The sequence below is a fragment of the Actinokineospora enzanensis DSM 44649 genome, from assembly GCF_000374445.1.
Classification (GTDB): Bacteria; Actinomycetota; Actinomycetes; order Mycobacteriales; family Pseudonocardiaceae; genus Actinokineospora; species Actinokineospora enzanensis.
On sequence record NZ_KB894410.1, the window covers coordinates 136,396 to 159,062 of the forward strand.

Consider the following 22,667-nt stretch of genomic DNA (forward strand, 5'->3'; position numbering starts at 1 on the left):
ATGGGGATGGGCGGCACTGCCCTCGACCGCTTCTTCCGCATCCGCGAGCGCGGGTCGACACCGGGGCGGGAGGTGCGCGGCGGGCTGGTCACCTTCGTGACCATGGCCTACATCGTGGTGCTGAACCCGCTGATCATCGGGAGCTTCTCGGCGTCGGACACCGGCGCGCACAGGGACCTGTTCGGCGGCATCCTGCCGGTGGACCAGGTGGCGGCGGTGACGGCGCTGGTCGCCGGGGTGATGACCATCCTGTTCGGCCTGGTGGCCAACTTTCCGTTCGCGCTGGCCACCGGGCTGGGCATCAACACCCTGGTGGCGGTGACGATCGCGCCGCAGATGACCTGGCCGGAGGCCATGGGGCTGATCGTGGTCAACGGCCTGGTCGTGCTGATCCTGGTGCTGACCGGTGTGCGGACCGCGGTGTTCAACGCGGTGCCCGGCTCGCTGAAGTCGGCCATCGCGGTCGGGATCGGGTTGTTCATCAGCCTCATCGGCCTGGTCGACGCCGGTTTCGTGCGCCGCCTGCCGGACGCGGCGGGCACCACCGTCCCGGTCGGACTCGGCATCGACGGGTCGATCGCGTCCTGGCCGACGCTGGTGTTCGTGGTGGGCCTGCTGATCACCGGCGTCCTGGTGGCCAAGCAGGTCCGCGGCGCCATCCTGATCGGCGTCCTGTCGACCACCGTGTTCGCGATCGTGCTGGAGGCGATCGTGCACGTTGGCCGGTCGGCCGGGGTGAACCCGAAGGGCTGGAGCCTGGGCTACCCGGCCCTCCCGGACAAGATCTTCTCCCTCCCCGACCTGTCCCTGATCGGCGACGTCTCGTTCGGCGCCTGGTGGCGGGTCCCGGCGATCACCGCGGCCCTGCTGGTGTTCACCCTGGTGCTCACGGACTTCTTCGACACCATCGGCACCATGACCGGCCTCGGCAAGGAAGCGGGCCTGGTCGACAAGGACGGCGTCCTGCCCAACACCAGCCGCGCCCTGTTCGTCGACGGCCTCGCCGCCGTCGCGGGCGGTGCGTCGTCCTCCAGCTCCAACACGGTGTTCATCGAGTCGGCGGCGGGCATCGCGGAGGGCGCGCGGACCGGGTTGGCGAACGTGGTGACCGGGTTGCTGTTCCTGGCCGCCATGTTCTTCACACCGCTGTACCAAGTCGTCCCGATCGAAGCGGCCGCGCCCGCGTTGGTGGTGGTCGGGGCGATGATGATGGGTCAGATCCGGGAGATCGACCTCTCGGACTTCACCATCGCCCTGCCCGCCTTCCTGACGATCGTGGTCATGCCGTTCACCTACTCGATCGCCAACGGCATCGGCGCGGGCTTCGTGAGCTACGTCATCCTCCGCCTGGTGACGGGCCGCGCCCGAGGCGTGCACCCGCTCATGTGGTTCGTCGCGGCCGCCTTCGTCATCTACTTCGGTATGAGCCCACTGCGCGCCGCACTGGGGTGATAGGTGGAGACAGGCGGCCTCGTGATCGAACCTGCGGTCATCAGGCCGACTGTCCTGGCGGGCGGTGTGACCAAGTCCCGCACGGTCTTGGCGCAAGGCAGTGGAGAGCGGCTGATGTGCAGGATCAGAGAGGCCGGATGTAGCGGAGTTCGCGGATTGGCGGGTGGTCGCGGTCGTCGTCCATGATCTCGCCGTCCGGGGTCCAGCCGAGGCGGCGGTAGAAGGCGATGGCTCGGGCGTTCTTCTCCGCGACCCATAGGTACGCCGACGTGTAGTCGAGGCTGCGGAGTTCGTCCAGCAGCCGATCGTGCAGGAGTCGGGCCAGTCCCGTGCCCCAGTGGTCCGGGTGCACGTTGATCATCCGCAGTTCGCCCACCCCCGCGGGCATCGGCAGCCGGGGCGGTCCGACGGCCGCGATCGCGGCTATCTCGCCCGTGATCTCGCCCACGAATGGGCGGGCTTCGCCGGGGTCGGCGACCACCGACTCCCAGCGTCGGGTGAAGGTGCGTTCGGAGAGGGCGTCGAGCCGGTCCGGGGTCATGATGCCGACGTAGGCGGCGCGCCAGGCGGCGATGTGGACGCGGGCCATGCCGGGGCCGTCGCCGGGGCGGGCGCGGCGGATGGCCTGCGCGGCGCGGATCATGATGATCATCGTGCGGGGGTGGTGTGATGTCCGCGTAAGTTCGTGGATTACCGACCTTTTAGTGAGGTATGCTAAGCATTATGTCGGAGTCAGCCCTCACCAGTCGGTTGCGGTTGGCGGTGGTGCGGCTCAACCGCAGGCTCCGGGCGCAGCGCCAGACGTCGGCCGTGTCGCTCACGCAGTTGTCGGCCATGTCCTGCCTGCACAAATGCGGCCCGCTGACGCCTGGGGAGCTGGCCGCCAAGGAAGGCGTGCAACCGCCGTCGATGACCAGGGTCATCGCGGCGCTGGAGGAACTGGGGTTCGTCAGTCGTTCACCGCACCCCAGTGACGGGCGGCAGGCGATCGTGGCCCTCACCGACGAGGGCGTTGCCTGCATCCAGGCCGACATCTCCGCGCGTGAGGCGTGGTTGGACCGACGACTGGCGGAGCTCGACGACGAGGAACGGGCGATCCTCGCGCGGGCCGCCGAGATCATCGACAGGATGGCGGGGAACCAGAACTAGTGCAGTCCTACGCGGGTGGTACCCGAGAGCAGCGGACCGACCGGACCTCTTCGACTCCCCCGCACCAGCGACCAAGACCCGCGACCCCACCACCGGCACCCACCCCCGAAACCAAGCCCGGCATGTTCGCCTCGTTGCGGGTGCGCAACTACCGGCTGTTCGCGATCGGCCAGGTGCTGTCCAATGTGGGCACCTGGATCCAGCGGATCGCGCAGGACTGGCTCGTGCTGGAGCTGAGCGGCAAGAACCCGCTCGCGCTCGGCATCGCGGCCGCGTTGCAGTTCCTGCCCACGCTGTTGTTCTCGCTGTGGGCGGGGGTACTGGCCGACCGGCTGGAGAAGCGCAGGCTGTTGATCGGCGTGCAGCTCGGACTCGTCTCGTGCGCGCTGGTCCTGGGGTTGCTGGACGTCTCCGGGGTCGTGCAGGTGTGGCACGTGTACCTGCTGTGCTTCGTGCTCGGCACCTTCTCGGCGGTCGAGGTGCCGGTGCGGCAGTCGTTCGTGGCCGAGATCGTCGGCCGGGCCCAGGTCGCCAACGCGGTGGCGATCAACTCGACCAGCTTCAACCTGGCCAGGATCGTGGGCCCGGCCATCGCGGGCGTGCTGATCACCGTGATCGGCACCGGCTGGCTGTTCCTGGGCAACGCGGCGCTCACCGTGGCCGTGATCATCGGCCTGCTCCGGATGGACCCGGCCAAGCTGATCCGCGGCCCGCACGTGCCCCGGTCCAAGGGGCAGCTCCGCGAGGGCCTGCGCTACGTGCGCAAACGCGCCGACATCCTTACTGTGATGGTGCTGGTGTTCTTCGTCAGCACGTTCGGCATGACCTTCTTCGTCACCCTGGCCGTGGTCGCCGCGAACGTCTTCCACCGCGACGCCGACGGCTACGGCCTGCTGTCCACCACACTCGCCATCGGCACCCTCGCGGGCGCGCTGTGGGCGGTGCGCCGCAGCTCCCGGGGGCGGCCGCGCACCCGGCTGCTGCTCGGTGCGGCGTTCGGGTTCGGAGTGCTTGAGGTGGTCGTCGGCCTGATGCCGACCTACACCTCGTTCGCGATCGCGCTGGTGCCGGTGGGTCTGTGCTTGATGACCTTCATGACAACGGCCAACTCGACCGTGCAGCTGGCCGTGGCGCCGGAGATGCGTGGCCGGGTCATGGGCCTGTACATGCTGGTGTTCGTCGGCGGTAACCCGTTGGGTGCGCCGATGGTCGGCTGGATGGCCGATCAGTGGGGCGGGCGTTCTCCGTTGATCATCGGGGGTGCCATTGCCGCTATCACGGCTGTTGTCTGTGGTGTGGTGCTTCTTCGTCGTGGTGGCGTGGACCGTGCGGTGACTGGGTGGGGTCGGCTGTTGCTTCGTCGTCCTGGCACTCGCTGAATCGCTCTCCCGTCGAAGATCTTCTTCGTGGGTCGGGGATTGCCGCTTGCCATCGTCGGGAGGTTAGGCTAACCTAACTCTCGTCCGCTTCGTGGTGGGAGCGGCAGTCAGTTCGGGAACAGTGAGACCCCCCGCGCCAAGCGTCCGGTGCGGGGGGTCTCACACGTCCGGGGGTGGATACAGAAGAGGCCCTGGAGTCTCCTCCGGGGCCTCTCTCGCCTGCTCGCCACTGCAGACCCGAAGTCCACGTGGCGCGGCTACGGCATAAGCCGGTCAGGTGCTACAGACCCGAAGTCCACGCACCTGTTGCCGATGGTACCGGCACGCTGGCGACCGGTCAATTGCCGGGCTGAGAGGCTACCTGGGCAACTTGTCGCCGGAGCCAATCGGAGTGCTCGTAGATGTTGACCCGGAAGCGATCTGCGCGGAACCCGGTACTGAAGTCGGCTTTTCCCAGCTTCGCCCGGAGAAAGTTCGACACCTCCGCCTTGCGCGACTTTTGGCTGGCTAATCCGGCGCTCGCCTTGAAGGAGAATGCCACCGCCCCGGTCAGGATGTCGACAAGTTGTAGCCCTTCGGTGGCGGCTGAGTCGACCTGGAGGACCGAGGCGACGGCGAGGCGGTCCAGGCGGGAGTTGCACTCGTTCTTGACAGTCGCGTCGAATGCCCGGTTGTTGGGCGCCGAGTAGTGGTCGGCGATCACGGTGATCAGCTCATGTGGGCGAACACTGCCGATGAGCAGCTGTGTTGCCAGCTTCTCGTAGGCCCGGAAGGCGTCGCCGAACCGCATCACCGGATCCGCGACGTGTCGGTCGGCGACGAAGCACGAGTAGTGCGTGCCACCGGACAGTAATAGCCGGATCAGGTCTTTGACGGCATCGGCGTTGCTGGAGGTCAGCGTTGCCCACTTGAACTCGTCGTGGTACCGGTGTCGTTTGCGGAGCTCCTTTACCTGTTTGAACAGGTGGGTGTGGTTCGGGACGTGCAGTGCGCCGACGGCGAAGAACCGATCGCACGAGATCGCCCCGGCTTCGTCGAAGAAGGTGATCGACACGGGGTGGTCTTTGGGTAGTGTGCGTGGCTGGCCGTGGGCGGCCGGGAAGGTCATTTCGTCCTTGGTGGGTGGGGTTGTGGAGTCACCGGAGCGTACTCATCCGTTGATATTGCATCGTTTCAACTGTGTTGTTGGCCTCGGCTTCGCCTCGGCGGCGGGAATCGCCTTCAGCCGGTGCCTTCCCACCCGATCCCGCTCGGCCCGGGGGGCCAATCGGGATCGGGTGGGAAGACACCGGCGCGATCCCGCGTGGTGGTCGGGTTGGGGGTGAGGGACAAGGTGGGTGGGTTTGGGGGTGAGGGACAAGGTGGGTGGGGGATAAGGGTGAGCCCCCGCGCTGGGGGGCGCGGGGGCTCGTGGTGGCGGCGGGAGGGCTTGTCGGAGCATCCCGCCGGGGGTGGTGCTACTTGCAATATACTGGCAATTAGGGGGTGGTGTGATCAGACGGGCCAGGTGTGTACTGGGTCTCCGGCGTCGCTTAGTTCGATGTAGCGGCACAGCATTGAGTGCAGTGCCGCGTCGCGGTCCAGACCACGTGCTTCCAGGCGGGCGACTGTTTCGCGTTGCCAGATCGAGCCGGTGCGGCGGGCCAGGCAGCGGCGTTCGATTACTCCGAGGTAGCGCTCGCGGGACTCGTCGGAGACGCCGCAGTCGCGTAGGCCTTCGTGGGCCATCGGGAGGAGGCGGCGGAGGACCAGTTCGTCCGGGGGGATCCAGCCGATGCCCGGCCAGTACAGCTGGGCGTCGAAGGCGTGTCGGGCGCCCGCGTGCAGGTTCTCCTCGGCGGCCTGGAACGACATCTGCGTCCACAGTGGTCGTTCCTCGGCGGTCAGCGCGCGTTGGGCACCGTAGAAAAAGGCCGCGTTCGCGATGAGATCCACCACGGTCGGGCCCGCGGGCAGCACCCGGTTCTCCACCCGCAGGTGCGGGACGTCGTCGGTGATGTCGTAGACCGGGCGGTTCCAGCGCCAGATCGTCCCGTTGTGCAGCCGCAGTTCCGCCAGTCGGGGTGCCCGGCCGGACTCCAGGGCCTCGAACGGGTCCTCGTCGTCCACCTCGGGCAGCAGCCCGGGGAAGTAACGCACGTTCTCCTCGAACAGGTCGAAGATCGAGGTGATCCAGCGTTCGCCGAACCACACCCGCGGCCGCACGCCCTGGTTCTTCAGTTCCTGCGGGCGGGTGTCGGTGGCCTGCAGGAACAGTGGGATGCGGGTCTCGTGCCAGAGCGCCTTGCGGAGCAGGAACGGCGAGTTGGCCGCGATGGCCACCTGCACGCCCGCCAGGCATTGCGCGGCGTTCCAGTTGGCCGCGAACTTCTCCGGCGGCACCTGCAGGTGCAGCTGCGCGGACGTGCACGCCGACTCGGCCAGGATGGAGTCCTGCAGGCAGCGCAACCGCTCGGCGCGTTGGCCGGGTAGTGGCGTGCCCTCCATGTGCAGCAGCATCTCCTCGCCGCGCACGGCGAAGATCTGGTCGTTGAGCCTGCGGTAGCGCGGGATCTGCGTTATCCAGCGGACGTCGAAGTGCTCGCGGCGCAGTGTCGGCAGGGTGCCGATCATGACCAGGCCCGCGCCCGCGTCCTGGGCCTTGAGCCCGGCGTGCGCCAGTGACAGCCGCAGCTCGGTCTCCAGCTCGGTGGACTCCGAGTCGCGCAGCGGTCTCGGCCGGACGTTCAGCTCGATGTTGTGCTGCCCCAGCTCGGTGGTGTAGCAGGGGTCGTCGATCTTCTCCAGCACCGTCCGGTTCAGCATCGCGGGCGAACCGGCCATGTCCACCAGGTTGAGTTCTATCTCCAGCCCCATTCTGGGGGGCTCGTCGGCGAAACCGCCCTCGACGAGCATCCGTTCCAGCGCGTCCAGGCAGCGCCGCACTTTCTGGCGGTAGCGCTGGCGGTCTTCTCGGCTGAACGCGTCGATCTTCACGTCCTGACCCATGGCGCCCTCCCGTTGGGCCCGATCGGCGTCGGAACACGCGCGGGAGGCCAACGTTCGCACAGTGAACGGGGGTGGGCTAGCGGCCAAACTGGTGCTGTGCGTTATGGATACGTAACACAGAGCGAACACGCGGCGATGACGCGTCGCCACACACACGGGGCTCTCACGCGCGGACGTGCGAGACTGCCCCCCGTGAAGCGGGTGATCGAGGTGAGCGACCCGGCGGACCCGCGGCTGGACGACTTCCGGGACCTGTCGACGGCGGACCGTAGGCCGGACCGGCCGGGCGGCCGCGGCCTGGTCATCGCCGAGGGCGTGGTGGTCGTGCAACGGCTGCTGGCCTCGCCGTACCCGGTGCGCGCGCTGCTCGGCGTGCGCCGTCGCATCGAGACCCTCGCACCCGACCTGGCAGACCTGGACGCCCCGATCTACGTGGCCTCCGCCGAGGTGATGGCCGAGGCAGTGGGATTCCACCTCAACCGCGGTGTACTCGCCGCCGCCGACCGTGCACCCGCGCCCGACCCGGCCTCTCTCATGGAGAACGCCCGCACAGTTGCGGTATTGGAAGGTGTGGGCGACCACGAGAACCTGGGCGCGTTGTTCCGCAACGCCGCCGCGCTCGGAGTGGACGCCGTGCTGCTCGGCCCCGGGTGCAGCGACCCGCTCTACCGGCGCAGCGTCCGGGTGTCCATGGGGCACGTGCTCGCGGTCCCGTTCGCGCCGCTGGAGCCGTGGCCGGACGGGCTGAAGTGGTTGCGCGACCATGGGTTCCGCGTGCTCGCGCTGACGCCGCGCGCGGACGCCGTCTCACTGGCTGACGCGGCGCGCGGCGGCGAACGGGTGGCCGTGCTGCTCGGCTCCGAGGGACCCGGCCTCACCGAGGAGGCAATCGCCGCCGCGGACGCCGCGGTGCGGGTGCCGATGTCCCGTGGGGTCGACTCCCTCAACGTGGCGACCGCCGGGGCGGTCGCCTTCTACGCGCTCGGCGAAAGGGGCAGCGGTGGAACTGCGCGCGAAGGATGAGCGGGCGGTCCTCGTCGGTGATGTCGACGACGGCGCCGGCACCACCGGACCCCGCGAGGTCGACCCGCACAGCCTCGCCCTCGGCGGCGAGCTGTCCACCGCCCTGCACGAATGGGCCAAGGTCGTCGGCGCGCTGCGCCGGGCCGATCCCGACGAGTCCGCCGCCCGGGTCGTCTCGCACCGCGGCCACCAGCTGGCCGAGCGGGTGGCGGGCGTGATGGGCGCGCCGATCAACTACGTTGACCCGCTTTCCGGAGAGGTGTCGGTCGTGCAACCACCCGTACCCGCGGCGCGCCCGGAGCCCGCCGCCGCGCCCGCCGAGCCGACGCCCTGGGGTGTCGGCCTGGTCGTGGCCGCGTTCGCCGCCGCCCTGGTGCTGTTCGCGGTGCTGACCCTGGCGGTCACCCTCTACGACACCAACCCGCTGCTGGCCGTGCTGTCCAACCTGGTCATCAGCGGCGGCCTGCTGCCGTCGGTGTGGCTGGCCCGCAAGGTGCCGACCTGGCGCTGGGTCGCGGTCGGGGTGGCGGCCGGGATCGCGCTTGGCTGGCTGGCGCTGCCGTTCATCGTCTTCTCGTGATCATCCCCGCGGCCCGGCCCGAAACTCGGATGACCTGACGACGCCTTCTCGCTACCGTCGGTCGCTGACCTGAGGGGGGCGGGCATGGAACGGACCGGCACGGTCGCGGCGCTGCGCAGGTTGGCGCCCTACCTGAGACCGGTGCGCGGGCGGCTGGCCGGGTCCGCGGTCGCGGTGCTCGGGTCGATGGTCTGCGGCCTGACGATCCCATTGGTCATCCAGCACATCCTGGACGGACCGGTGGCGCACCGGCAGACGGCCGTGCTGCCCTGGCTGGTACTGGCCGTCGGCGCGCTTGGCGCGGGCGAGGCGGTGCTGTTCTACACCAGGCGCAAGCTCGTCGCCGGGCCGAGCACTCTGGTCGAGGCCCGCATGCGCGCCGACCTCTACGCGCACCTGCAACGGCTGCCGATCTCCTTCCACGACCGCTGGCCGTCCGGCCAGCTGCTTTCCCGCGCGGTCTCCGACCTGTCCACACTGCGCCGGTTCATCGCGTTCGCGGGCATCTTCCTGGTGGTCAACTCGCTGACCCTGGTGCTCGGCCTGGTCGTGCTGTTCGTGCTGTCACCGGTGCTCGGGCTGATCACACTGGTGTGCTCGGCGCCGCTGATCGTCATCTCCACCCGGTACGAGTCGACGTACTCGGTGCTCGCCCGCAAGTCCCAGGACCAGGTGGGCGACCTGGCCACCGTGGTCGAGGAGTCGGTGCTGGGCGTCCGCGTGCTCAAGGCGTTCGGCCGGGGCGCGCACCTGGCCGCCCGGTTCGCCCGGCAGGCGCGCGAGCTGCGCGGCACCGAGATCGCCAAGGCGCGGCTGCTGTCGGTGCTGTGGGGCGCGATCCTCCTGCTACCCGAGCTGGGTATCGCCGCGCAGCTGCTGTTCGGCACGATCGGCGTGGTCGACGGGACGATGACGGTCGGCACGCTGGTCGCGGGCATCACGGTGGCGAGCTACCTGCGCTGGCCGACCGACTCGATCGGTTGGTTGCTGGCGGAGACGAACCAGGCGGGCACGGCGTCGGTGCGGTACTGGGAGGTGCGCGACGCCGAGGTGACCATCTCCGACCCGGAGTCACCGCGCGCGTTGCCCGCCGACGGTGTCGGCGCGGTGCGGTTCGATGGCGTGCGGTTCACCCATCCCGGCGCCGAGCAGGCCGTGCTGATGGGCGTGGACCTGGAGTTGCGTCCGGGAGAGACGGTCGCGCTGGTCGGCCCGACCGGATCGGGCAAGTCGACGCTGGCGGTGCTGGTGCCGCGGTTGGCCGATGTCACCGGCGGTCGGATCACCGTGGACGGTGTCGACGTGCGCGACCTGCGGCTGGCCGAGCTGCGGTCGGTGATCGGCATGGCGTTCGAGGAACCGGTGCTGTTCTCCGCCAGTGTGCGGGAGAACGTGGCGCTGGGCATGGCGGACGTCGGCGACGACGAGATCCGGCAGGCGTTGCGGATCGCGCAGGCCGAGGAGTTCGTGGACCGGCTGCCCTGGGGCTTGGACACGCGCATCGGCGAGGAAGGACTGTCGCTGTCGGGCGGCCAACGGCAGCGGCTGGCATTGGCGCGGGCGGTATTGGGCAGGCCCAAGGTATTGGTGCTCGACGACCCATTGTCCGCTTTGGACGTACATACCGAGGCCGAGGTGGAGCGCGCGCTGCGCAGCGTGCTGTCCGGGGTGACCGCGCTCGTGGTGGCGCACCGACCGAGCACGGTGAAGCTGGCCGACCGGGTGGCACTGCTGGACGAGGGGCGGATCGTGGCCGTGGGCACGCACTCGGAGCTGCTGCGCCACAGTGCGGACTATCGAGACCTTATGTCCACTATGGATGATGAACCGGCGGAGGTGGCATCGTGAGCGAGGACGCGTGGCGTGGTGTCGCCGCGGAGGACAACGAGGACATCGACCGCGCGGTCGGCGTCAAACTGAAGGCCCGGTCGCGGGCGCTGCTCGGCTCACTGCTGCGCCCGCACCTGGCCCGGGTGTCGGTCACCCTGCTGTTCGTGCTGCTGGAGAACGGCGCCCGGCTCACCGGTCCACTGCTGGTCGCGATCCTGATCGACACCGGCATCCCGGCGGCGGTGCACGGTGACTTCACCGTCGTCGCTTGGTGCGTAGTGGGATACGCGGCCTGCACGGTGGCGTCGGCGGTGCTGTGGGCGAGCTTCCTGCGGCTGTCGAACATCATCGGACAGGACCTGCTGCTCGACCTGCGGCAGCGGATCTTCCAGCACGCCCAGCGGCTCTCGGTGTCCTTCCACGAGACCTACACCTCGGGCAAGGTGATCTCCCGGCAGACCAACGACGTGGACGCCATCGGCGAGCTGCTGGAGCAGGGGATCGACGACCTGCTGATCTCGACGCTGTCCATCGGCAGCATCGCGGTGATCCTCATCGTGCTCGACCCGTGGCTGGCGCTGATCGCGCTGACCACCGCGCTGCCGCTGATCCTGGTCGGCCGCTGGTTCCTGCGCCGCTCCAACGAGGCATACCGGGGCGTGAGCGGCCGCACCGCCACCGTCATCGTGCACTACGTCGAGACCATGAACGGCATGCGTGCCGTGCAGGCGTTCCGCCGCGAGGGCCGCAACAAGTCCATCATGGACGGCCTGAACAGTCGCCTGCGCGGTGTGGCAAGGGAATCGCTCAACGTCGTGGCGGTGTTCACCATGACGGTCCGGCTCATCGGCAACCTGTCGCTGGCGGTCGTCCTGGGCGTCGGCGCGTGGCGGGTCACCGGCGGCAGCCTGGAACTGGGCGTGCTGACCGCGTTCACGCTGTACGTGCGGCGCTTCTACGACCCGCTGGACGACATGGCGATGTTCGCCAACTCGTACTCGTCGGCGATCGCCTCGCTGGAGAAGATCTCCGGTTTCCTGGAGGAGGAGCCGGACGTCCCGGAACCCGCTTCGCCGCGGCCGCTCCCGGCCTACGAGGGCGGCGGGCTGGCGGTCGAGTTCGTCGACACCGAGTTCCGCTACCGCCCGGACACCCCGATCGTGCTGCCCACCTTCAGCCTGACCATCCCGGCGGGCCAGACGGTGGCGCTGGTCGGCCCGACCGGCGCGGGCAAGTCGACCATCGCCAAGCTGGTCGCCCGCTTCTACGACCCGACCGCGGGCACGGTCACCCTCGCGGGCGTGGACGTGCGCGAGGTGGCCGACCCCGATCTGCGTGCGGCCGTCGTCATGGTCACCCAGGAGAACTTCCTGTTCAGCGGCTCGGTCGCGGACAACATCGCGCTCGGCAAACCGTCGGCCACCCGCGCCGAGATCGAGGCAGCCGCGCGAGCGGTCGGCGCACACGAGTTCGTCACGGCCCTGCCCGAGGGCTACGACACCGACGTCCGCAAGCGCGGCGGCCGACTGTCCGCTGGCCAACGCCAGGTCATCGCCTTCGCCCGCGCCTTCCTGGCCGACCCGGCCGTACTGGTGCTGGACGAGGCGACGTCCAGCCTGGACCTGCCGACCGAGCGGATCGTCCAGCGCGCGCTGGAGTCGGTGCTGGCCGACCGCACCGCGCTGATCATCGCCCACCGCCTGTCGACGGTGCTGATCGCCGACCGGGTGCTGGTGGTCGACGGCGGCCGGATCACGGAGGACGGCTCCCCGGAGGAGCTGATCGCCACCGATCACGGCCACTTCGCCACCCTGCATTCCGCCTGGCAGGAATCCCTGGTCTGATCATCCGCCGCGATTCAGGCGACTAATCGGTAAGCCACTCTCGCCTGGTTGGTGGCGCGAGTAGTAGTTGTCATCGGGTGGTATGCACAAGCCAGGAGAGTTGGTAGCTCATGGTGAGCATGAGCCGTACTCCATTGCGAAGAAACCATGCGAAAGCCCTGTTTGGCTTTCGACCCTGCCCCGCAGGCAGCCGGGTCGCGTCGTGTGGGCAGGTGGATTGCCCGTGGCTCTGTCCTTCCGGAACGGTAACGAACAAGATCGTTATCGTTTCCCGGGGCGACGCCCGGGCGGGTAGGCGGCATCATGGCCGCATGACTCGGCCCGAGGTGGTTCGGTTTCTGCGCACGGAACCGAGCATGGCGTTTCCCGACGGCAGGCTGCTCGCCGCGCACCGGGGCGAGATCCACGTCCTCGCTCCCGATGGCTGGGTGCACCTCGGCCGCGACAAGCCCGCCGCCGCGACCTGGCTGACCCGGGAAGCGGCGGAGGACTGGTGCGAACGAGAAGGCTGGGACCTGCACCTACTCGACCAGGTGCCTACCCGCGATTAGCCGCGGTTGGAGCGGGTGCCGAGCAGCACGTCCTCCCAGGACGGCACGATCGGGCGGGCCTTCTTCGCCTTGGACCGGCGTGCGGCCGCGCTCGGCTCGGTGGCCGCCTGCTTGCGGGCGGGCTCCTCGATCAGCGCGTCCTGCGACGGCTCCTCGGCCGTCACCGGCTCTGGCTCCACGTCCGGCTCCGGTTCGGGTTCCACCTCGGCCTCGGCGACCACCGGTTCCGGCGTCAGCTCGAAGTCCTCCACGAAGTCCTGGGTCGGCTCCGCCACCACGACCGGCTCCGGCGCGGGCGACGGCACCGGGGCGACCGGCGGCGCGAACACGTCGTCCAGCTCCGGGTCGGGCTCGGCGTCGATCACCCTGGGCTGCGCGACGTCCAGACTCAGCGCGGCCTGGGCCAGTTCGGTGACCGGGCGGACCGTGCGCAGCGGGCGGTTCGGCTGTGGGTCGAGCAGGTCGTGCGCGTGCTCGTCCAGCGGCGTGACCGTGCCGCCGTGCGCGCCGGGGTGGAACGACCAGTGCGCGCGGTTCAGCGACCGGCCCGCGGTCCAGGCCAGCTGGACGATCCACTTGCCGTCCTCGCCGCGCCAGGAGTCCCAGCCGGTGGTCGGGTAGTCCTGCCCGCGCAGACCGAACGCGTGCGCCACCACCTCGCCGAGAGTCTGCAGGTCAGGACCGTCTTCGCGGATCGGGTGCGCGCGTTGGGCCAGCTCCGCGGTGCGGGAGCGCTCCAGCAGCACGGGGTACGCGAAGCGCTCGATCTTGTGCGTCGGGATGCCCGCGGCCTCCGCGAGCTGCTCGACGGATTCTCCGGCGCGGATTCTGGTTTGGATTTCCCGTGGACGCATCTGGCTCTCCAGCTCGATCTCGATCTGGCCGAGTCGGGTGACGTCTCCACGCGCGGCGGCGCGCAGGCGCTCGTCCGCTGGCAGGGTGAAGCGCTCGCCACGCGCCGGGTCCTCGCAGATGACGGTCTTGCCGTCATCCGAGAGCCCGACGACCCGCAGCGCACGCATCGCTACCCTCCCCTGCGACCTGAGCAGACTTCACTCGCCAGCGTCCCACGGTAGATCGGTGCGACGGATTGACGCGCTAGGCGCGCCGCGATCCCCGTGACATCAGCTCGTGATCTTGCCGTATCCAGCGGGGTTCCCGCGACCGGGTTAGTTCTACGTTCACCCATTCGCGGGCGTGTCGGAGGGCGGCCGACACGCCCGCGGGCACTGCTCGGGTCCAGCGGGCTCAGCCCAGGCGCTCGACCACCCAGTCGATGGCCTTGGTCAGGGTGGTGATGTCGTCCGGCTCCACCGCCGGGAACATCGCCACGCGCAGCTGGTTGCGGCCCAGCTTGCGGTACGGCTCCACGTCCACGATCCCGTTCGCCCGCAGCGCCTTGGCCACCGCCGCCGCGTCGACCGAGTCGGCGAAGTCGATTGTGCCCACGACCTGGGACCGGTGCGCCGGGTCCGCCACGTACGGCGAGGTGTAGGCGGTCTGCTCGGCCCAGGTGTAGAGCCGGTCCGAGGAGTCCTTGGTGCGCGCGACGGTCCACTCCAGACCGCCGTTGCCGTTCATCCAGTCCAGCTGCTCGGCCAGCAGGAACAGCGTGGCCACGGCCGGGGTGTTGTAGGTCTGGTCCTTGAGCGAGTTGTCCAGCGCGGTCGGCAGCGACAGGAACTCCGGCACCCACCGGTCCGACGAGCCGATCTCGTTGATCCGCTCCAGCGCCGCCGGGCTGGCCAGCGCCAGCCACAGGCCGCCGTCCGAGGCGAACGACTTCTGCGGCGCGAAGTAGTAGACGTCGAAGTCCTCGGCGCGCACCGGCAGGCCGCCCGCGCCCGAGGTGGCGTCGATGGCGACCAGCGCGCCGTCCGACCCGGCCGGGCGGCTGACCGGCACCGCCACGCCGGTCGAGGTCTCGTTGTGCGCCCAGCCCACCAGGTCGGCGCCCTCGGCGTAGGTGATCTCCGGCGCGCTGCCCGGCTCCGCGCTGACCACGATCGGGTCGGCCAGGAACGGCGCCTTCTTGTTCACGGTCGCGAACTTGGCCGAGAACTCGCCGTAGGTGAACAGCTGCGCCCGCTCGCGCACCAGCCCGAACGCGGCCGCGTCCCAGAACGCCGTGGTACCGCCATTGCCCAGGATGACCTCGTAGCCCTCGGGCAGGGAGAACAGCTCGCGCAGACCGGACCGCACCCGACCGACCAGGGACTTGACCGGCTTCTGCCGGTGCGAGGTGCCCAGCAGCTTGGCGCCCTCCGACGCCAGTGCGGCGACCTGCTCCGGGCGGACCTTGGAGGGACCACAGCCGAATCGCCCGTCGGACGGCTTGAGCTCGGCGGGGAGCTCCAGCGTGCTCGGATCGGCGGTCTGCGTCATCTGCTGCGCCTTTCAGGGATAAGGGATATCCAGGGACGATCCCGACGGCGTTGGCGGTGCTCGCGCTCCCATCATGCCGGCCCCATTCCTCCCACCGCCCACCCCCACGTCCCCACCCGGCATCGTTCCCGACCTGGTCGGGTGCGCCGCGGGTGGCGGCCGGGACGGTCCCGAACGCCGTCGACCCGGCCGGTCGGAATGGTCCGCAACGGACAGTCCTATGCGGTGTCGATGTGCGGGCCCGACCAGGTCGGACCCGCACATCGACCGAGATCATTCGCGGTGGGCGCTCAGGCCTCGCGGGTCCGCCAGCCGTGCTCGTCCACCCCGCCCGGGATGGCCGCGGGCGTGCCGTACGGCTCCCGGGTGAACACGAACGTCGCCAGGTCCAGGTGGGTGGCGACCCCGTCGGCGTCCCGGCACACGCGCAGCGTCTCGCCCGCGTAGTAGCCGTCCGTGCCGGTCCAGGTGTCCTGGCCCGCGGGCCGGAACCGGGACTGGCGGCCGCGGCCGCTGACCGGGGCCAGGTTCACCCAGCCGTCCGGCAGCAGCTTGAACACGTACGGGGTCGGGCCCCAGTGCCACTGGCCGGTGAGCGCGAGCAGCGCCGGGTCGGCCGCGGCCATCGGCTCCCACTCCGCGGGCAGTATCGGCTCGTGCTGGTCGACCAGGTCGATCAGGTCCGCGGCGACCGCGCCGACCGGCACGCCCGCGGTGGTGTTGACCAGCACCGCGGCGCCGGTGCCGGTCCGCGGGTCGATCAGGTTCATGGCCAGGAATCCGGGCATGGAGCCGCCGTGCCCGGACAGCCGCCGCCCGTTGACCCGCATGACCTGCAGGCCCAGGCCGTAGGCGGTGGTCCAGTTCTGGTCGTCGTCCAGGTGCGCTACCTCGCGCATCTCGGCCACCGTGTCCGGGTGCAGCACATCCGCGGTGTCGCCGCCGACGAACCGGGTCCAGCGGGCCAGGTCGTTGATGCTGCACCACAGCTGCCCGGCCGGGGCCATCGCGCCCGCGTCCGGGGTCGGCTCGTGCAGCAGCACGTCGGCGTACGGGTGCACGGCCCAACCCAGCGCGGCGGGCGCCTGCGGGTGCGGGCTCGTGCGGGTCAGGGCGAGCGGCCGCAGGATCTCCGCGGTCAGCACGTCCAACCAGCTGCTGCCGCGCAGCCGCGCGACCAGCTCACCGAGCACGCCGTACCCGGTGTTGCTGTAGTGGAACCGGGCGCCGGGGCGGTGCCGCACCGCGTCCTCGGCCAGGCTCTTGTCCAGCGCGGCCCAGTCCGCGCCCTCCGCGCGCTCCCACCACACACCCGGCGACTCCGCGGTCAGCCCGCTGGTGTGGGCGAGCAGCTGGGCGATGGTGACGGCGCCGAAGGACGTGCCGGGCACGTGCTTGTCCAACGGGTCGTTCAGATCGAGTCTGCCCTCATCGCGCAGCCGCATGACCAGCGCGGCGACGAAGGACTTGGTGATCGAGCCGATGCGGTACTGGGTGTCGACAGTGGGGGTCGCCCCGTCGACCTTGCCCCGGGCCCCCGTCCAGATGGTCCGGTCACCGCGGACGACCGCCGCCACCAGGGACGGCACCCGGCTCTCGGCCTGTTCGACCGCGATCCGACGCGTCAACGCGAACTCAGTGGTTTGCAGCATGTTCGGAATTGTGCGCCATAAATCAACCCAATAAGCCGCGAGACATGGCCGTGGTGACCGCCGCGGTGCGGTCGGAGACATCGAGTTTCCCGAACGCGCGCAGCAGGTGCGTTTTCACCGTGGCCTCGCTGATGTGCAGTTCCCGGCCGATGTCGGCGTTCGTCAGCCCCTTGCCGACCAGTCGCAGCACCTCGATCTCCCGACCGGAAAGCACCTGTTTGGTGGGTTGCCGCACCTGTCGGACCAATCGACCGGCTACGGAGGGTGCGAGCACCGTCTCACCCCGGCTCGCGGCCCGCACCGCGCCCGCCAATTCCGTTCGGGAGGCGTCCTTGAGCAGATATCCGGCGGCGCCCGCCTCGACCGCGCGCAGGATGTCGGAGTCGGTCTCGTAGGTGGTCAGCACGACCACCCGGCTGGGGCCGCGCTCGGCCACGATCCGTTCGGTCGCGCCCACCCCGTCCAGGCCGGGCATCCGTAGGTCCATCAGCACCACGTCCGGGCGCAGCGACCGCACCACCGCCACCGCCTCGTCGCCGGACCCGGCCTCGCCGACCACGGTCAGGTCGGCCTCGGCCTCCAGCATCCCGCGCAGGCCCTCGCGGACCACCGGGTGGTCGTCCACCAGCACGATGGTGATCATGTGGGTACCTCCACGGTCAGCGTGGTGCCCGCGCCGGGCGCGCTGTGCACGGTCACGGTGCCCGCGACCTGCTCGGCCCGCGCCCGCATCCCGCGCAGCCCGTAGCCCGCGGCGGGCGCGTCCGGGTCGAAGCCCGATCCGTCGTCGCTCACGGTCAGCGTGACACCGGTCGGGGTGTGGCACAGGTCGACGGCCACCGCGGTCGCGTCGGCGTGCTTGCGGATGTTGGCCAAGGCTTCCTGCGCGGCCCGCAGCAACACCACCTCGACCCCGGTCGGCAGCCCGGAAGGGTCGCCCTCGGTGTGGAAGCCGGCCGCCACCCCGGTCTCCGCGGCCAGCCGTTCCACCTGCCTGCACAGCGCCTCGGTCAGCGTTGCATCGTCCAAAGCGGACGGCGTCAGCGCGGCGACCAGGGCACGCGCCTCGGCCAGGTTCTCCCGCGCGGTGTGCGCCGCCAGGTCCAGCGCGTGCCGCACCTTCGCGCTGTCCCGGTCCACTTCGGACTCGGCGGCCTGCACCAGGGTGACGATGCTGGTGAACCCCTGGGCCAGGGTGTCGTGGATCTCGCCCGCCAGCCGGGTCCGCTCGGCGGCCACCCCGGCTTCGTGCGAGAGCCGCGCCACCTGCGCCCGGCTCGCCTCCAGCTCCCGGATCAGCGCCGCCCGCTCGTGGCTCTGGGTCACGACCCGGTGCACGTAGGTGCCGATGAGTAAAGACAGGGTCAGCCCGAGGAAGGAGGTCGGCAGCTGCTGGTGCCAGCCGCCCAGCTCGCCGTGCCGCAGCGCGGCGAGCACCGGCGGCACCAGGTTCAGCACCGCCACCAGCGGTGCCGCCACCGGCAGCGACAGGCACATGAAGATCAGCGGGCACATGACGAACAGCAGGTAGGTCGCGTCCCCGACGAACCAGACCGCGATCAGGAAGAGCACCGAGGTGGCCGCCGCGAAGATCGCCGTGTGCGGCAGCCGCTCCTCGATGATCGCGTACCGCCTGCCGTAGGCCGCGTACAGCCCGGCGACGGCGGTGCACGAGGCAGCCGCCGTCACCCGGTCCGGCCAGCTCATCGGGGCGAGGAGCACCAGGACGGTGACGAACAGGTAGCCGATCGTGTAGTAGAGGTCCCAGGCCCAGAAGTTCCGGGTGCTCGCCTCCACCTCCGGCTCCCTCAACCCGTCCGGCGCTCGGTCCAGCGGAACGTGGTCAGGCACAGCACCAGCCCGATCACGCACCACGCGCCCAGCACCAGCGCGGTCATTCCCGGTTCCCACGAGCCCGCCACCTCCCCGGCGGCCATACTGTCGGGCAGGAAGACCGAACGGAAGCCCTGCCCCATCCAGCGCACCGGGAAGAACGCCGCGATGTCCAGCATCGCCTTGGGCAGCGTGCTGATCGCCACGAAAATGCCGGACGAGAACTGCAACGCGATCACCGGCAGGTTCAACACCGCCGCGGCACTGCGCGACGACCGCGCCAGCGAGCTCGCGGAGATCCCCAGCAGCGTGCAGGCGATCACCGACAGCGCCAGGATCCAGGCGAACGTCCACCAGCGACCCGGGTCGGTGGGCAGCTCCAGTCCGAACGCGAACACCCCGACGGCCAACAGCAACGCCACCTCGGCCAGCGTCGCCACCGCCACCAGCACGATCTTGCCGATGAAGTAGGACGCCATGGTCACCGGCGTCCCGCGCAACCGCTTCAGCGTCCCGTCCTCCCGGTCGGCGGCGATGCCCACGCCGACACTGGTGAACGCGGTGGACAGGATCCCGTAGGCGATCATCCCGGCCGCGAACACCTGGCTCATCGGCGCGGCCGCGCCCGGGTCGGACTCGGTGAAGATGGACCCGAGCAGCAGCAGGACGAACGCGGGGAAGCAGAAGGTGAAGATCACCGCTTCCTTGGCGCGAAAGAACATCCGCACCTCGGCCCCACCCCGGGCGAGCCCCGTGCGCAGGGTCGAGGGAAGAGGGGAGAGGGTCGCGGCGGTCATGCCTTCGCTCCGATCAGGTCGAGGTAGATGTCTTCGAGGCTGGGCTGCCGCACCTGCAGCCCGCTGATCCCGGTGTGCCGGGCGAGGTTGACGACGGTGCCGATCGGGTCGACCGTCCGCACCTCGTGCGCGCCATCGCCATCCCGCCAACTCACCGTCGCGGGCGCCGAATCCCGCCCCCCGAGCGTCGACGGCGTCCCCTCGGCCACGATCCGCCCCGCCGCGATCACCGCGAGCCGGTCGGCCAAGGCCTCTGCCTCGTCGAGGTAATGAGTGGTGAGCAGGATCGTGGTGCCCTCCCGGGAAAGCGTCCGAACCAACTCCCAGAACTGCCGCCGCGCCTCGGGATCGAACCCGGTGGTCGGCTCATCGAGGAACAACAACCGCGGCCGCCCGATGATCCCCAACGCGACATCCACCCGCCGCCGCTGCCCCCCGGACAACGACTGCACCCGCGCCCCCGCCTTGGCCGTCAGCCCACAGAGGTCGATGACCTCCTCGACATCCCGCGGATCCGGGTAGTACCCGGCGAACTGCCGAACGGTCTCCCGCACGGAAAGCTCGGCGGCATCGGTCGCGGTCTGCAACACGATCCCGATATCCGCCCGCCACCGCCGCCCCGCCGACGCCGGATCCTGACCTAAGACCCGGACATCACCCCCATCCCGAGCCCGATACCCCTCAAGCACCTCGGTGGTCGTCGTCTTTCCGGCGCCATTCGGCCCGAGAAGCGCGAACACCTCCCCCTCGGCCACCGTCAGGTCGATCCCACGGACCGCGACATGGTCCCCGTAGCTCTTGCGCAACTCGCGCACCTCGATCGCGTTCATACCCGGAATGCTGCCGCGACCTGCACCTACACCAAGACGTACGAGCGGTTGAACCTGCCTGTCAACCGGTCGACGGACACTCCCGTCCACCTATCCGTCATCGGCGTAACGTCACCCACGTGAGCGACGCCCCCTCGCGCTGGACCATCCATGAGGAACGCCTGGTAGACGACACTCGCCGCCTGCACCTGGCCATCGCCCATGTCGAACTCCCGGACGGCGGCCACTTCGAGCAGTACGTCCTCCGAATGCCCAAGGCGAGCATGACCGTGGTCCTCGACGACAGCCGTGAGCGAGTGCTGATGATCTATCGGCACCGCTTCATCCCGGACCGCTGGACCTGGGAACTCCCCGGCGGCTACGTCGACCCCACCGAATCCCCGGCGGTGACCGCCGCCCGGGAGATCGAAGAGGAAACCGGCTGGCGCCCCCGCGACCTGCGCCTGCTCACCACCTTCCAACCGCTCGCGGGCACAGCCGACTTCGAGAACCTGGTGTACGTCGCCGACGGCGCCGAGCGCACCGGCACGACGCCGGACATCAACGAGGCCGCCCGGGTCGACTGGGTACCACTGGCCCAAGTGCCGGACTTGATTGCGGCAGGCGAGATCATCGGAGCGGGGGCGCAGCTCGGATTGATGTTCGTCCTAGCGGGCCGGTAGCGGAATCTCAGCCGCCTCCATCCGCTCGAACAACCCCGCCACCGCGCGGGTCCCGCCGACAGTGGCGCTGACGGCATGCTCTGGTTGCTCAACGACCGTCGCCGTGATTGGTCCGGCTGGCCGAACAGCATGGGCGTCACGGAACCACCTGTCTGTCTACCCTGTGTCGACTTCGCCATCCGAGCCTGTCCTGCGCTCCGCGAGGGCCATGCGATCGTCCGTGCGCTGACCTACCCCATAGCGGGGGTGCGGGGCATACCGCACACCCCAGGGTCGCCTGTTCCGGTGCCGCACGATCCAGCACTCGTCCCCTACGAAGACCCGCGTATCACCTGGACCGTCGCCCTGGAACTGGTTCGCGAACCGGGCCGATGCACGATCCTCAACTGAATGGTCAGGCTGCCTCGGGCTTCGGGACGAACCGGTAGCGCCAGAACGACGGCAGCCAGACGATCAGACCCAGGGTCAGCACGATGACCAACAGTCCACCCACTGTCGCGGCCGCGGCCGTGCCGAACAGCGCGGCTCCCCAACCGTGGGTCAGGTCGGCGATCCGAGGTCCGCCCGCGACCACCACCGTGAAGACGCCCTGCATGCGGCCGCGCATCTCGTCGGTGGCCTCGGTTTGCAGCATGGAGCTGCGATGGACGGCGCTGATCAGGTCGGCGCCGCCGCCGAGGGCGAGGAAGAAGGCGGCGAGCCAGAGCGAGTGGGAGAGGCCGAAGGCGGCCATGGACGCGCCCCACAGGATGATGGCGAGGGTGATGACGGCGCCTTGGCGGGGGATCCGGGAGAACGCGCCGGAGAACAGGCCGAACACCGCCGAGCCGATCGGGATGGCCGCGTACAGCCAGCCCAGTGCCGAACCGCCGCCGGGCGGGTCGCCGAACGTGCGTTCGGCCATTTCCGGGAAAAGGGCCCTCGGCATGCCAGCGACCATGGCGATGATGTCGACCAGGAATGACACCAACAGCAGTTTCCGCACCGCCAGATAGCGGAATCCTGCGACGATATCGCGCACGCCCGCGGTGCGGGATGCATTCTCGCCCGGTTCGATCGGGGGCAACAACCAGACCATCGAGCTGGCGATCGCCAGCGCAACCGTGTCGATCAAGTACAAAGTGGACAGGCCGAGCACCGGGATGAGCGCGCCGGCGAGCAGTGGGCCGAACACCATGCCGAAGGTGAACGTGGTGAAGCTCAGCGCGTTGGCAGGCGGCAGCAGCTCGGGTGGGACGAGCCGGGCGATGGCGGCGCTGCGGGCGGGCATGTTGATCGCCACGCAGGCCTGTTGCAGGCCAAGCAGCACCAGCACGACCGCCACCGAGCGCAGGCCGGTGAACGCCTGGATCCAGAACAGCGCCGAGGTGACCGCCACGCCGATGTTGCTGTACAGCATGACCTTGCGCCGGTCGAGGGCGTCCGCGATGGCGCCGCCCCACAGGCCGAACACCAGCAGCGGCACCAGCCCGACCGCCCCGGTCAGGCCGACGTAACCGGACGAGCCGGTCAGGTCGTACACCTGTTTGGGCACCGCCACGGCGGTGAGCTGGCTGCCGATGGCGGTGACCACGGTGGACACCCACATGCGACGGTAGTCGCGGATGCGCAACGGGCGGGTGTCGATGACGACCCTGTCCAGGAAACCCCTGGTCCGGCTAGCGCGCTCGGGACGATCCGTGTCGGTGCTCACGACCGATAAGCTTAGGCAC

General features: G+C 69.8%; 20 protein-coding genes. 9 read left to right on the top strand and 11 right to left on the bottom strand.

Annotation, left to right across the window (positions count from 1 at the left end):
• Complete coding sequence (locus C503_RS0112630; RefSeq protein ID WP_018682572.1) at positions 1–1,452, top strand: NCS2 family permease; 1,452 nt, start codon at positions 1–3, stop codon at positions 1,450–1,452.
• 124 nt (positions 1,453–1,576) lie between these two features.
• Here the strand turns inward: C503_RS0112630 and C503_RS0112635 are convergent, their stop codons facing one another.
• Positions 1,577–2,104 (bottom strand): GNAT family N-acetyltransferase, encoded by a 528-nt coding sequence (locus C503_RS0112635; protein ID WP_018682573.1) that lies wholly within the window; start codon positions 2,102–2,104, stop codon positions 1,577–1,579.
• 71 nt (positions 2,105–2,175) lie between these two features.
• Here C503_RS0112635 and C503_RS0112640 point away from each other — a divergent pair, with 71 nt between their 5' ends.
• Positions 2,176–2,601 (top strand): MarR family winged helix-turn-helix transcriptional regulator, encoded by a 426-nt coding sequence (locus C503_RS0112640; RefSeq protein WP_018682574.1) that lies wholly within the window; start codon positions 2,176–2,178, stop codon positions 2,599–2,601.
• 122 nt (positions 2,602–2,723) lie between these two features.
• Positions 2,724–3,980, top strand: coding sequence for an MFS transporter (locus C503_RS0112645; protein WP_018682575.1), 1,257 nt, complete (start codon positions 2,724–2,726; stop codon positions 3,978–3,980).
• 337 nt (positions 3,981–4,317) lie between these two features.
• Here the strand turns inward: C503_RS0112645 and C503_RS0112650 are convergent, their stop codons facing one another.
• Complete coding sequence (locus C503_RS0112650; protein WP_018682576.1) at positions 4,318–5,088, bottom strand: DUF3800 domain-containing protein; 771 nt, start codon at positions 5,086–5,088, stop codon at positions 4,318–4,320.
• 386 nt (positions 5,089–5,474) lie between these two features.
• Positions 5,475–6,968 (bottom strand): glutamate-cysteine ligase family protein, encoded by a 1,494-nt coding sequence (locus tag C503_RS0112655; protein WP_018682577.1) that lies wholly within the window; start codon positions 6,966–6,968, stop codon positions 5,475–5,477.
• Positions 6,969–7,160: 192 nt separating this feature from the next.
• On the opposite strand from C503_RS0112655, the gene C503_RS39155 reads away from it, so the two are divergent.
• From C503_RS39155 to C503_RS0112680, 5 genes are all read left to right on the top strand, one after another.
• Entirely contained in the window at positions 7,161–7,991 is an 831-nt protein-coding gene (locus C503_RS39155; RefSeq protein ID WP_018682578.1) for a TrmH family RNA methyltransferase, read from the top strand.
• Positions 7,969–8,571 carry a DUF2537 domain-containing protein gene (locus C503_RS0112665; protein ID WP_018682579.1) on the top strand — a complete coding sequence of 201 codons (603 nt, stop codon included), beginning with the start codon at positions 7,969–7,971 and terminating at the stop codon, positions 8,569–8,571. The genes C503_RS39155 and C503_RS0112665 overlap by 23 nt, the downstream gene beginning before the upstream one ends.
• Before the next feature lie 84 nt (positions 8,572–8,655).
• Positions 8,656–10,419 carry an ABC transporter ATP-binding protein gene (locus C503_RS0112670; protein ID WP_018682580.1) on the top strand — a complete coding sequence of 588 codons (1,764 nt, stop codon included), beginning with the start codon at positions 8,656–8,658 and terminating at the stop codon, positions 10,417–10,419.
• Positions 10,416–12,245 carry an ABC transporter ATP-binding protein gene (locus tag C503_RS0112675; RefSeq protein WP_018682581.1) on the top strand — a complete coding sequence of 610 codons (1,830 nt, stop codon included), beginning with the start codon at positions 10,416–10,418 and terminating at the stop codon, positions 12,243–12,245. Before C503_RS0112670 ends, C503_RS0112675 begins: the two co-directional genes overlap by 4 nt.
• A 311-nt stretch (positions 12,246–12,556) precedes the next feature.
• The gene (locus tag C503_RS0112680; RefSeq protein WP_026316232.1) at positions 12,557–12,796 is read left to right on the top strand and encodes a hypothetical protein; all 240 of its coding nucleotides are present in this window, start codon (positions 12,557–12,559) and stop codon (positions 12,794–12,796) included.
• Here C503_RS0112680 and sepH read toward each other — a convergent pair.
• The 7 genes from sepH to C503_RS0112715 all read right to left on the bottom strand — a co-directional run bounded on the left by sepH (position 12,793) and on the right by C503_RS0112715 (position 20,293).
• Positions 12,793–13,818: a septation protein SepH gene (sepH, locus tag C503_RS0112685; protein ID WP_018682583.1), complete on the bottom strand. Its 1,026-nt coding sequence runs from the start codon at positions 13,816–13,818 to the stop codon at positions 12,793–12,795. The two genes, C503_RS0112680 and sepH, sit on opposite strands and share 4 nt — an antisense overlap.
• Before the next feature lie 226 nt (positions 13,819–14,044).
• On the bottom strand, positions 14,045–15,181 hold the full coding sequence (gene serC / locus C503_RS0112690) for a phosphoserine transaminase (RefSeq protein ID WP_018682584.1): 1,137 nt from the start codon (positions 15,179–15,181) through the stop codon (positions 14,045–14,047).
• Positions 15,182–15,471: 290 nt separating this feature from the next.
• A complete protein-coding gene (locus C503_RS0112695) occupies positions 15,472–16,833 on the bottom strand; it encodes a serine hydrolase domain-containing protein (RefSeq protein ID WP_018682585.1) in 1,362 nt (453 codons plus the stop codon).
• Positions 16,834–16,855: 22 nt separating this feature from the next.
• The gene (locus C503_RS0112700) at positions 16,856–17,476 is read right to left on the bottom strand and encodes a response regulator (protein WP_018682586.1); all 621 of its coding nucleotides are present in this window, start codon (positions 17,474–17,476) and stop codon (positions 16,856–16,858) included.
• Positions 17,473–18,630: a sensor histidine kinase gene (locus tag C503_RS0112705; RefSeq protein WP_018682587.1), complete on the bottom strand. Its 1,158-nt coding sequence runs from the start codon at positions 18,628–18,630 to the stop codon at positions 17,473–17,475. Before C503_RS0112705 ends, C503_RS0112700 begins: the two co-directional genes overlap by 4 nt.
• An 11-nt stretch (positions 18,631–18,641) precedes the next feature.
• Positions 18,642–19,463 carry an ABC transporter permease gene (locus tag C503_RS0112710; protein ID WP_018682588.1) on the bottom strand — a complete coding sequence of 274 codons (822 nt, stop codon included), beginning with the start codon at positions 19,461–19,463 and terminating at the stop codon, positions 18,642–18,644.
• Entirely contained in the window at positions 19,460–20,293 is an 834-nt protein-coding gene (locus C503_RS0112715; protein WP_018682589.1) for an ABC transporter ATP-binding protein, read from the bottom strand. Before C503_RS0112715 ends, C503_RS0112710 begins: the two co-directional genes overlap by 4 nt.
• Positions 20,294–20,412: 119 nt before the next feature.
• On the opposite strand from C503_RS0112715, the gene C503_RS0112720 reads away from it, so the two are divergent.
• A complete protein-coding gene (locus tag C503_RS0112720; protein WP_026316234.1) occupies positions 20,413–20,955 on the top strand; it encodes an NUDIX hydrolase in 543 nt (180 codons plus the stop codon).
• A gap of 394 nt (positions 20,956–21,349) precedes the next feature.
• On the opposite strand, the gene C503_RS0112725 is transcribed toward C503_RS0112720, so the two are convergent.
• Positions 21,350–22,648 carry an MFS transporter gene (locus C503_RS0112725; protein ID WP_018682592.1) on the bottom strand — a complete coding sequence of 433 codons (1,299 nt, stop codon included), beginning with the start codon at positions 22,646–22,648 and terminating at the stop codon, positions 21,350–21,352.
• Positions 22,649–22,667: the final 19 nt, after the last annotated feature.

Excerpts from the sequence above, each read along its gene's own strand:
- C503_RS0112710 (WP_018682588.1), bottom strand. The coding sequence starts at position 19,463 with ATGACCGCCGCGACCCTCTCCCCTCTTCCCTCGACCCTGCGCACGGGG.
- sepH (WP_018682583.1), bottom strand. The coding sequence starts at position 13,818 with ATGCGTGCGCTGCGGGTCGTCGGGCTCTCGGATGACGGCAAGACCGTC.
- serC (WP_018682584.1), bottom strand. The coding sequence starts at position 15,181 with ATGACGCAGACCGCCGATCCGAGCACGCTGGAGCTCCCCGCCGAGCTC.
- C503_RS0112680 (WP_026316232.1), top strand. The coding sequence starts at position 12,557 with ATGACTCGGCCCGAGGTGGTTCGGTTTCTGCGCACGGAACCGAGCATG.
- C503_RS0112695 (WP_018682585.1), bottom strand. The coding sequence starts at position 16,833 with ATGCTGCAAACCACTGAGTTCGCGTTGACGCGTCGGATCGCGGTCGAA.
- C503_RS0112700 (WP_018682586.1), bottom strand. The coding sequence starts at position 17,476 with ATGATCACCATCGTGCTGGTGGACGACCACCCGGTGGTCCGCGAGGGC.
- C503_RS0112645 (WP_018682575.1), top strand. The coding sequence starts at position 2,724 with ATGTTCGCCTCGTTGCGGGTGCGCAACTACCGGCTGTTCGCGATCGGC.
- C503_RS0112635 (WP_018682573.1), bottom strand. The coding sequence starts at position 2,104 with ATGATCATCATGATCCGCGCCGCGCAGGCCATCCGCCGCGCCCGCCCC.
- C503_RS0112655 (WP_018682577.1), bottom strand. The coding sequence starts at position 6,968 with ATGGGTCAGGACGTGAAGATCGACGCGTTCAGCCGAGAAGACCGCCAG.
- C503_RS0112640 (WP_018682574.1), top strand. The coding sequence starts at position 2,176 with ATGTCGGAGTCAGCCCTCACCAGTCGGTTGCGGTTGGCGGTGGTGCGG.
- C503_RS0112630 (WP_018682572.1), top strand. The coding sequence starts at position 1 with ATGGGGATGGGCGGCACTGCCCTCGACCGCTTCTTCCGCATCCGCGAG.
- C503_RS0112650 (WP_018682576.1), bottom strand. The coding sequence starts at position 5,088 with ATGACCTTCCCGGCCGCCCACGGCCAGCCACGCACACTACCCAAAGAC.
- C503_RS0112670 (WP_018682580.1), top strand. The coding sequence starts at position 8,656 with ATGGAACGGACCGGCACGGTCGCGGCGCTGCGCAGGTTGGCGCCCTAC.
- C503_RS0112715 (WP_018682589.1), bottom strand. The coding sequence starts at position 20,293 with ATGAACGCGATCGAGGTGCGCGAGTTGCGCAAGAGCTACGGGGACCAT.